Origin of the sequence: Citrobacter sp. wls827 (genome assembly GCF_005280875.1) — a bacterium.
In the GTDB taxonomy this organism is placed as follows: Bacteria; Pseudomonadota; Gammaproteobacteria; order Enterobacterales; family Enterobacteriaceae; genus Citrobacter; species Citrobacter youngae.
In genome coordinates this window covers 1-10343 of sequence record NZ_SZWR01000031.1, presented here as the reverse complement: position 1 = coordinate 10343, position 10343 = coordinate 1, and the positions used below count along the sequence as shown (strand labels likewise).

The following is a 10343-nucleotide window of genomic DNA, read 5'->3' as shown; positions in this document are numbered from 1 at the left end:
CCCTCAGGGGCGGCGCAACCGATGCCGAGACCAATCATTATCGGTTGCGTCTATCAGGCTCTGTTCTTACAGAGCCTTCAACGAGATTAACGCTTTACCGATGGGTTGTAACGACAAACTTTGGCCCTGGACATGCGCGGGAGGAGTCCCGTTCATCTCACTATGATCTATTAAATGAGGACTGGCATGGATAAATGTTGCGCGAAGACAAACCAAATGGGTCTGCTTGCGCTGACCATGATGACAGCATCAAATATGATGGGTAGCGGTGTGTTTATGCTGCCTGCCACGCTTGCGAGAATAGGTTCAATCTCTGTCTGGGGATGGGGACTCGCGTTTTTAGCGATTGCTGCCCTGGCACTCATTTTCTGCAAAATGAGTGAGTTATTTCCGCGCAATGGCGGCATCATAGCCAGTATTTCTGCCAGCTTTGGCCCCTTTATCGGCCTACAAATGACATTGTTCTATTGGTTGTCAACGTGGATTGGCAACTGCGCGCTGCTGTTAGCCGGCGTGGGATATCTCTCTTTCTTCTTCCCGGTATTACACAACCCACTTTATGGTACGACAGCATGCATTGTGCTGCTTTGGTGCTCTGTTCTTTGGGGATTACGTGGAGCGAAACGGGTTGGCTATATGCAAATGTTCACGGGCAGCTGCATGGTGCTGGTGATCCTCAGCATCGGCGTCATGGGCTGGGGACATTTTGACGTTGCGCGTTATCAGGCAGCCTGGAATCTTAGTGGCGTCAGTGATCATCAGGCAATCATTAACGCGGCAACTATCTCATTATGGGGTTTTCTGGGCATTGAATCTGCATCTGTCTCGTTTAGCCAAGTGAAAAACCCACGCCGCACAATACCTCTGGCCACCTTGTTAGGGTTGGGGCTCGCTGGGTTATGTTATGCCAGTTCAACCAATGTCATGATGGGGCTACTCCCCCATGATGTGCTGATGAACTCCTCCTCTCCTTTTGCCGACAGCGCAAAAGCAATGTGGGGAAGTACGGTTGGGGCGATTATTTCAGCCATGGTCGTTATCGCTTGCCTCGGGGCGATGCCTGGTTGGCAAATCCTGCAAACTGAAGTGCCCAGGGCTGCGGCGGAAGATAATTTACTCCCTGCTTTTTTTGCCCGTACTAACCGCCATGGTGTTCCCTGGTGTGGGTTGATTTTTACTGCAGCGCTGATGACTGCGCTCCTGCTATTCACATTGTCGCCAAATCTGCAGAACCAGTTCCAGAGCGTGATTACATTGGCCATCTCTGCCAGCTTACTCCCCTATGCATTTGCTGCAGTATCACTGCCGGTCATGATAGTTGTTCATCGCCGGGGAGGTGATGCCAGTTTCTGGAGTTATTGCTGCCTCAGCCTGGTTGCGTTGAGCTTTATTGCACTGGCGCTAATGACAGAGAGTGCCTCTACCGTGGTATGGGGCATTATTTTACAGATGATCACCATCCCTCTTTACCTTCTTTATGTTGCCCGGCGCCATCGTCTGAACAAGGGTGTCCCGCAGCACAATTTGACTGAACAATCTTTTTCTTTATTAAGCAAGGAGTTGTCATGAGCAAAATTCAGGCTATACGAGGTATGCGCGATGTGCTGCCTGACGAAACACCAATGTGGCAGTGGCTGGAGCGTAAATTTCATCAAATGGCGTTTCGTTATGGATACCAGGAAATGCGTCTGCCGCTCCTGGAGCCCGTTGCGCTCTTTGAACGTGCGGTGGGTGAAGCGACCGATATTGTCTCAAAAGAAATGTACGATTTTACCGATAAAAGCGGTGAGCATATTACCTTGCGTCCGGAAGGGACCAGCGGATGTATGCGTGCGGTCCTGGAAAATAACATGTGTTACAACAAGTCACAGCGTTTGTGGTATCAGGGACCGATGTTTCGTTACGAGCGTCCGCAAAAAGGGCGGTTACGCCAGTTCACGCAGTTTGGCGTCGAAGCCTTCGGAATGTCTGGTGCCGATGTTGATGCTGAACTGATCTTTATGGTGCGCGATCTATTTGAAGATTTAGGCATATCACAGAACGTCCGGCTGGAAATTAACTCATTAGGGACGCCGGAAGAACGCCAGGCACATCGCAGGGAACTGGTGAGTTGGTTTACTCAACATAGAGACTTGTTGGACGAAGACAGCATCAAGCGTCTGGACGCAAACCCTCTGCGTATCCTCGATAGTAAAAACCCTGAAATGCAAGAAATGATAGAGAACGCACCTCGTTTACTGGATTTTCTGGAGGATGATTCACAGCGGCATTTCAATACGTTGCGGACTCTGCTCGACAATGCCGATATAACCTATCACATTAACCCACGCTTGGTGCGCGGGTTGGATTACTATTCACGCACTGTTTTTGAATGGATTACCGATGACTTAGGTTCTCAGGGGACAGTCTGCGGTGGTGGTCGTTATGATGGTCTGGCTGAGTTATTTAATGGTAAGAAATTGCCCGCCTGTGGGTTTGCCATAGGTATCGAACGATTGTTGCTTCTGCTGCAGACTGTTTATGACGGTCTGAATCCTCAGTGGCAATTCCATCCTGACGTTGTGATTACCAGCGAGCTGGAGGATGGGGGCATACAGGTGCAAGTGCTGGCTTGCGCGCTTCGTCGAGACTTGCCTGGTTTGCGTGTCCTCACTGATTGTAGCGGTACCAAACTTAAACGACAGCATCAGAATGCCCTTAAGAGCGGTTGTCGTTTTATTCTGACCATTAATGCTGATCAACAAATTCGTCTTTGGGATTTACAAAATAACCAGCAAAATTTACTAGCGATTCAAGATATTGCATTACGACTTGATGAGCTTAACCAGAAATAAGTGAACTGGGCTATCAAAAGGGCATCTTGTTGTCTTTTGGTAGCTCCTGTAAGATTCTCTAGAAATCCGAATATATTAACAGACGTGGCTTATGCACTAATAAAAAAACTATTTAGCCAACTTAAATATTATTTAAACATTATTCCTATGCCACGAAAAAACCGATTATTTATCGATGGAATTCCTCACCTCGTGCAATTGTGCGGGCATAATGATGAAACTATTTTTAAAGGTGAAGAAGATTACCAGTATTTTTATCAATGCGTCGATACTGCAATGAGTATCTATGCGGTAAGATTACATGCGTATTCACTTTCATCAAAGAAAATATTTTTATTTCTGTCCGCTCCTGATAAAGAATGCCTCGGGCGTTTTATGCAATATATCGCCAAAGGTTACACCCACTACTTCAACCACCGTCACCAACGCCATGGCACGCTTTGGGATAGTCGATACAATTGCTGCCCCGTCGAACCCAACGCCTATTTCTTACTGACAAAAAAATACGTTGAATGCCATTGCGTGGATGAAACTCCGCATCATAGTTTTGCTGATTCCCCCGAAGTGCGGATCACTCCCCATGAAGAGTACCTGCGCCTCGGAGAAAATGCGGCGCAGCGTTCCGGTGCCTACCAGCGCTTTTGCCTGGGGATGATTGTTCCGGCAGTCATTACGCGTATTGAGTCATCACTGGCGCAAAACTGCCTACTGGCAACGACACCTTACTCTCAGTCGCTGGAAGAAAAATATCAGCGGAATCTGCGGCCACGAAAAAGTGGTCGTCCACGTAAGCATTACCAGAACCCCGCCGCGGACTGGGAGTGGCTGGAAAAAAAAGCGGAGTATTTATTGCAGCAGTATTGCTACAAGGAGATCCGCATGCCGCTTCTTGAAAGGCTGGAAGAAAACGCTACGAGGTCTTTTTCCGGTGAAAGTGATGAGCTAATGCTTAATCATCAGGCGTTATTTCGCGGTGATGGAACGATGGGCTGTCTACGGCTTTTATCGCAATATCAGAATTTACAAATTGGCACACGATTATGGTATCTGGGGGCAATGTTCCGCCGTCAGAACCAGCAGAATATCAGCCAATTTCATCAATTGGGCGTGGAAGCGTTTGGCTATCCAGATATTGGCATTGAGATTGAACTCATTTCCTTACAGTACGATTTTTTCAAATCGCTACAACTGTTGCCGTTTGTCGAACTCAAAATCAATACATTAGGCAATGTCGAAGAGTTCACTCAATTTCGCCGTCACTTGCAGCAATACTATCAGCCGCTGGCATCACTGCTTAATGCCAGACAGTTAGCTTGCCTGGAGCAACATCCTGAGCGCTTACTGAGTGATAAAGATAATTTGATGCTGCGGCTGGCAGAAAAGGCACCGCAACTTGAAGCATGCCTGTCATTACAATCCCGTCAGCGTTTTACGCACCTTTGCGACTCACTGACTGCACTGAATATCCCTTTTACCCACGATAAAAATCTCTTCCCCGTAAATGACTATAACGACCAGCTTTTTGAATGGTATGCGGATTCGTTGCATCACAATAAATTACTGTGTCGGGGCGGGCGTTACGACAATAGCGCCAGTCGGCTAATTGGGCATCCTGTCTCTGCATGCGGCTTCGCTTTCATGCTGGAACCGATTATGCAGTTGCTTACCGCTACGAAAAAAAGCAGCGATTATGCTAAGCATGTCGATGTTGTCATCATACCCAGCCAGGAACGGGCACGGGATCAGGCAATACTACTTGGCCGCCGGCTCAGGCGTAATTTCCCGCATTTGAGCATTGTCAATGACTGCTCCACGCTACGCTTATCGACCCGGCAGAAGAACGCGCAACGCCAGGGAGCACGTTTTATTTTGCTTATAGACGGCAGCGACAATGAGGTCACTTTTTGTGATGAAGAAAACCATTGCTGGGTGCAAATCCCCCTTCATGAAGTGACAGCGCATTTAAGTATGGCGTTAATGATGTAACCCGGTGGCTCGCAATGAGAAGTGGCCTTCCCTTTATTGAAGGGGATAACGTTCTTTATCTGGTAAAAGGTACTGGTGGATATTTCCAGTTTTGTGACAACCAACACAAAACGCTGTGCGATACGTTTTTCTCGAGAATAAATGAACGCAATCGATCGCCATCACAAAATTACTCGCTGATAAATCGTACAAAATCAGTGTTAATACAATGTTGCATATGATGATTTTATGTGTGATTTGGTTTAAATATTAATAAATGCAATGTTTCTTTACAAACAAATAAGGCGAAAAAATGTGATGCATGGCGTTATTTATTCATGGTTACAATTAAAATATAATTAAATTTGATAAGTTGCTTATTAAATTTAAGCATCATTTTGCCGGATAATTGCTCTGTAATTGATTGAAATATAGCCTTTCACGATTTTTGGAAATAGCGGAAAAAACAGGTGTGTTATTGCCATAAAATTCCGTTATCCCCCCATCTTTTTTTGATTAAAGTCAGGTTAAAGTGAGATCGTGTTTTTATAATTTGTTGATTATAAAGAATTTTATTGTTTAATAATAATCTTACAAAATGTAAGTGAAGGGGATTTGTGAGTGGTCGCACATATCCTCGATTGCTTAATTTGGTACACTTCCTGCCGTCAACAAAGTAATTAACGCAGGTCGATATGAATACTATTACTCTCCCTAAAACACAGCATTTAGTGGTCTTTCAGGAAGTCATTAGAAGTGGTTCTATCGGCTCGGCTGCAAAAGAATTAGGTTTAACTCAACCCGCTGTCAGCAAAATCATTAACGATGTTGAGGCTTATTTTGGCATTGAGTTAGTCGTACGTAAAAATACCGGTGTGACACTGACCCAGGCAGGTCAGGTGATGCTTTCATGGTCTGAATCCATTACCCGCGAAATGAAAAACATGGTTGATGAGATGAACAGCATGACCAGCAACGCGGTCGTTGATGTGTCGTTTGGCTTCCCTTCACTGATCGCCTTTACCATCATGTCCGGCATGATAAAAAAATTTAAAGAGGTGTTCCCGAAAGCGCAGGTTTCCATGTATGAGGCTCAGCTCTCCTCTTTCTTACCTGCGGTACGCGATGGGCGTCTGGATTTCGCCATTGGTACGCTAAGTGATGAGATGAAACTGCAGGACCTCCATGTTGAGCCGCTTTTTGAGTCAGAGTTTATTCTGGTGGCCAGTAAGTCCCGAACATGCACCGGCATCACCTCGCTGAGCGCGTTGAAAAACGAACAGTGGGTGTTGCCACAAACGAATATGGGTTACTACAGCGAACTTCTCACCACGTTACAAAATAATGGCATCAGCAGTGAAAACATCGTTAAAACAGACTCCGTTGTCACGATTTATAATCTTGTTCTCAATGCTGATTTCTTAACAGTAATTCCCTGTGATATGACCGCCCCATTTGGTTCAGACCAGTTTATTACTATCCCGGTAGAAGAAGCCTTACCGGTTGCACGTTATGCCGCCGTTTGGTCTAAAAATTATCGAATAAAAAAAGCAGCATCTATTTTGGTTGAATTAGCCAAAGAATATTCATCATATAATTCTTGTAGGCGAAAGCAATTAATTGAAATTGATTAAAGATTGAACTTGTTTTAATGAGAAATTAACGCCATCGGTCTATATCAGACGTTGGTCACGGCTATCTATTTACTTTAATACCCAGGTAAGAGGTTCTAATGCACATTACATACGATCTCCCAGTTGCAATTGAAGATATCCTCGAAGCGAAAAAAAGACTGGCGGGGAAAATTTATAAAACGGGAATGCCTCGCTCTAACTATTTTAGTGAACGTTGCAAAGGGGAAATTTTCCTCAAGTTTGAAAACATGCAGCGTACCGGTTCATTTAAAATCCGTGGCGCTTTTAACAAGCTCAGTTCCTTAACTGAAGCAGAAAGAATGAAGGGCGTGGTGGCGTGTTCTGCGGGTAACCATGCACAGGGCGTTTCTCTCTCCTGCGCCATGCTCGGCATCGACGGCAAAGTGGTGATGCCGAAAGGCGCGCCGAAGTCTAAAGTGGCGGCAACCTGCGATTATTCCGCAGAAGTTGTGCTGCACGGCGACAACTTCAACGACACCATCGCGAAGGTCAGCGAGATTGTGGAAACGGAAGGCCGTATCTTTATTCCGCCATACGATGACCCGAAAGTTATTGCGGGCCAGGGAACGATTGGCCTGGAAATTTTAGAAGATCTGTACGATGTCGATAACGTGATTGTACCAATTGGCGGTGGCGGACTGATTGCGGGTATTGCCGTAGCAATTAAATCTATCAACCCAACAATTAGAATTATTGGTGTGCAGTCTGAAAACGTTCACGGCATGGCGGCATCTTTCCACGCTGGAGAAATAACCACGCACCGAACGACCGGCACCCTGGCGGATGGTTGTGACGTCTCTCGCCCGGGTACTTTAACGTATGAAATTGTTCGTGAGTTGGTGGATGACATTGTCCTGGTCAGCGAAGATGAAATTCGCAACAGCATGGTGGCATTAATTCAGCGAAATAAAGTTGTGACTGAAGGTGCCGGTGCGCTGGCATGCGCAGCATTATTAAGCGGGAAATTAGATAGCTATATCCAGAACAGAAAAACAGTCAGCATTATTTCTGGCGGTAATATCGACCTTTCTCGTGTATCTCAAATTACTGGTTTAGTTGACGCTTAATATACTTCGTTGAGGATAGGATATGAGTACTACTGATAGCATTGTATCCAGCCAGACAAAACAGTCGTCCTGGCGCAAATCGGACACCACCTGGACACTGGGTTTATTTGGTACAGCCATCGGCGCAGGGGTGCTGTTCTTCCCTATCCGCGCAGGTTTTGGCGGACTGATCCCCATTCTGATCATGCTGGTGTTAGCATACCCCATCGCCTTCTATTGCCACCGTGCGCTGGCACGCCTGTGTCTTTCCGGTTCTAATCCTTCCGGTAACATCACAGAAACGGTTGAAGAGCACTTTGGTAAAACGGGCGGCGTGGTTATCACGTTCCTCTACTTCTTTGCGATTTGTCCGCTGCTGTGGATTTATGGCGTCACCATTACCAACACCTTTATGACCTTCTGGGAAAACCAGCTGCAGATGCCCGCGTTAAACCGTGGCTTTGTAGCTCTGTTCCTGCTGCTGTTGATGGCATTCGTCATCTGGTTCGGTAAAGATCTGATGGTTAAAGTGATGAGCTACCTGGTATGGCCGTTTATCGCCAGCCTGGTGCTAATCTCTCTGTCACTGATTCCTTACTGGAACTCTGCGGTTATCGATCAGGTTGATCTCAGCAATATCGCACTGACTGGCCATGACGGCATCCTGGTTACCGTATGGCTGGGTATTTCCATCATGGTGTTCTCTTTCAACTTCTCGCCAATCGTTTCTTCCTTCGTGGTCTCTAAACGCGAAGAGTATGAGAAAGATTTCGGTCGCGAATTTACCGAGCAGAAATGTTCCAAAATCATCTCCCGCGCCAGTATGCTGATGGTTGCCGTGGTTATGTTCTTCGCCTTTAGCTGCCTGTTTACGCTGTCTCCGGCAAATATGGCGGATGCGAAAGCACAGAACATTCCAGTACTGTCTTACCTGGCGAACCACTTCGCGTCACTGTCCGGTACGAAGTCCACCTTCGCGACCGTTCTGGAGTACGGTGCTTCTATCATCGCCCTGGTCGCTATCTTCAAATCTTTCTTCGGCCACTATCTGGGTACGCTGGAAGGTCTGAACGGTCTGGTGCTGAAGTTTGGTTACAAAGGCGATAAAACGAAAGTTTCCGTCGGCAAACTGAACACCATCAGCATGATCTTCATCATGGGCTCCACCTGGGTTGTGGCTTACGCCAACCCGAACATCCTGGACCTGATTGAAGCAATGGGCGCGCCGATTATCGCCTCACTGCTCTGCCTGCTGCCGATGTATGCCATCCGTAAAGCGCCGTCACTGGCGAAATACCGTGGCCGTCTGGATAACGTGTTTGTTACCGCGATTGGTCTGCTGACCATCCTGAACATTGTCTACAAACTGTTTTAATCCATAAGCTCAGGATGAGCGGAGTAGTGAAATGAATGAGTTTCCGGTAGTACTGGTTATTAACTGTGGTTCATCTTCCATTAAATTCTCAGTGCTGGATGCAGCAAACTGTGAAGTTTTACTGGCGGGAATTGCAGACGGTATTAACTCTGAAAATGCGTTCATAGCAATTAATGGAGGAGAGCCAGCTAAGCTGGCTCACCACAGCTACGAAGACGCATTAAAAGCCATTGCCGTTGAACTGGAGAAACGTAATTTAATGGACAGCGTGGCCTTAATTGGCCACCGCATTGCCCACGGCGGAAATATCTTTACCGAATCAGCCATTATTACTGATGAAGTTATCGAAAATATCCGCCGGGTCTCTCCTTTAGCACCGTTACATAATTATGCGAACTTAAGCGGAATCGAATCTGCTCAGCACCTTTTCCCTGGCCGGCAGCAGGTTGCGGTATTTGATACCAGCTTCCACCAGACAATGGCGCCTGAAGCGTATATGTACGGTTTACCGTGGAAATATTTTGAGGAGCTGGGTGTTCGTCGTTACGGCTTCCACGGCACGTCGCATCGCTATGTTTCTCAACGTGCGCATGAGCTGCTTGAGCTACCGCACGATGATTCTGGCCTGGTTGTGGCTCACCTCGGGAATGGGGCGTCTATCTGTGCGGTGCGTAATGGACAGAGCGTGGATACCTCGATGGGGATGACGCCGCTGGAAGGCCTGATGATGGGGACACGCAGCGGTGATGTGGACTTCGGTGCGATGGCGTGGATCGCCAGTGAAACCAACCAGACGCTAAGCGACCTTGAACGCGTAGTGAATAAGGAATCTGGCCTGCTGGGTATTTCCGGTTTGTCGTCCGACTTACGTACGCTGGAAAAAGCCTGGCACGAGGGACATGAGCGTGCGCAACTGGCGATTAAAACGTTTGTGCATCGCATCGCGCGTCATATCGCCGGGCATGCCGCATCGCTGCATCGTCTTGATGGGATTATTTTCACCGGTGGAATAGGTGAAAACTCGGTATTAATTCGCCGCCTGGTGATTGAGCACCTTGCTGTTTTAGGTGTGAATATCGACAGTGAAATGAATAGTCTGCCAAATTCCCATGGCGAAAGAATTATCTCCAATAAAGATGCTCATGTTATTTGTGCGGTTATTCCCACGAATGAAGAGAAAATGATTGCGCGTGATGCCATTGCGTTAGGCAAAATTAATACACCAGTAGAATTTGCATAATTAATTTTCAGCAGAGAGATTATTTTTCATGAAGGTAAATATCGATACCAGCGATATGCTGTATGCCGAAGCCTGGAATGGCTTTAAAGGTACGGACTGGAAAGAAGAAATTAATGTCCGTGATTTTATTCAGCACAACTATACACCTTATGAAGGGGATGAATCTTTCCTCGCCGAAGCCACGCCTGCGACCACAGCATTGTGGGAAAAAGTCATGGCGGGCATCCG

Annotated in this window: 8 protein-coding genes; all 8 read left to right on the top strand. The window is 46.8% G+C overall.

Annotated elements, in window-relative coordinates; translation table 11 throughout:
- Window positions 1-216: 216 nt before the first annotated feature.
- Window positions 217-1569 (top strand): amino acid permease, encoded by a 1353-nt coding sequence (locus FDX03_RS21575; protein WP_137346564.1) that lies wholly within the window; start codon window positions 217-219, stop codon window positions 1567-1569.
- Window positions 1566-2834, top strand: a complete 1269-nt coding sequence (gene hisS, locus FDX03_RS21570; RefSeq protein WP_115601417.1) for a histidine--tRNA ligase — start codon at window positions 1566-1568, stop codon at window positions 2832-2834. The genes FDX03_RS21575 and hisS overlap by 4 nt, the downstream gene beginning before the upstream one ends.
- 84 nt (window positions 2835-2918) lie before the next feature.
- Entirely contained in the window at window positions 2919-4820 is a 1902-nt protein-coding gene (locus FDX03_RS21565; RefSeq protein WP_249357145.1) for an ATP phosphoribosyltransferase regulatory subunit, read from the top strand.
- Window positions 4821-5494: 674 nt separating this feature from the next.
- Window positions 5495-6433: a transcriptional regulator TdcA gene (gene tdcA / locus FDX03_RS21560; protein WP_048213359.1), complete on the top strand. Its 939-nt coding sequence runs from the start codon at window positions 5495-5497 to the stop codon at window positions 6431-6433.
- Window positions 6434-6531: 98 nt separating this feature from the next.
- A complete protein-coding gene (tdcB, locus tag FDX03_RS21555; RefSeq protein ID WP_048213358.1) occupies window positions 6532-7521 on the top strand; it encodes a bifunctional threonine ammonia-lyase/L-serine ammonia-lyase TdcB in 990 nt (329 codons plus the stop codon).
- Between the two features lie 22 nt (window positions 7522-7543).
- Window positions 7544-8875: a threonine/serine transporter TdcC gene (tdcC, locus tag FDX03_RS21550; RefSeq protein WP_005131699.1), complete on the top strand. Its 1332-nt coding sequence runs from the start codon at window positions 7544-7546 to the stop codon at window positions 8873-8875.
- A gap of 31 nt (window positions 8876-8906) precedes the next feature.
- Window positions 8907-10115 carry a propionate kinase gene (tdcD, locus tag FDX03_RS21545; protein ID WP_061068664.1) on the top strand — a complete coding sequence of 403 codons (1209 nt, stop codon included), beginning with the start codon at window positions 8907-8909 and terminating at the stop codon, window positions 10113-10115.
- Between the two features lie 28 nt (window positions 10116-10143).
- Window positions 10144-10343: hypothetical protein (locus FDX03_RS21540; protein WP_170973115.1), on the top strand; the 200-nt coding region annotated here is incomplete at its 3' end.

What these genes read in the sequence shown, in the direction of transcription:
- FDX03_RS21575 (WP_137346564.1), top strand. Translation starts at nt 217, where the DNA reads ATGGGTCTGCTTGCGCTGACCATGATGACAGCATCAAATATGATGGGT.
- hisS (WP_115601417.1), top strand. Translation starts at nt 1,566, where the DNA reads ATGAGCAAAATTCAGGCTATACGAGGTATGCGCGATGTGCTGCCTGAC.
- tdcA (WP_048213359.1), top strand. Translation starts at nt 5,495, where the DNA reads ATGAATACTATTACTCTCCCTAAAACACAGCATTTAGTGGTCTTTCAG.
- tdcB (WP_048213358.1), top strand. Translation starts at nt 6,532, where the DNA reads ATGCACATTACATACGATCTCCCAGTTGCAATTGAAGATATCCTCGAA.
- tdcC (WP_005131699.1), top strand. Translation starts at nt 7,544, where the DNA reads ATGAGTACTACTGATAGCATTGTATCCAGCCAGACAAAACAGTCGTCC.
- tdcD (WP_061068664.1), top strand. Translation starts at nt 8,907, where the DNA reads ATGAATGAGTTTCCGGTAGTACTGGTTATTAACTGTGGTTCATCTTCC.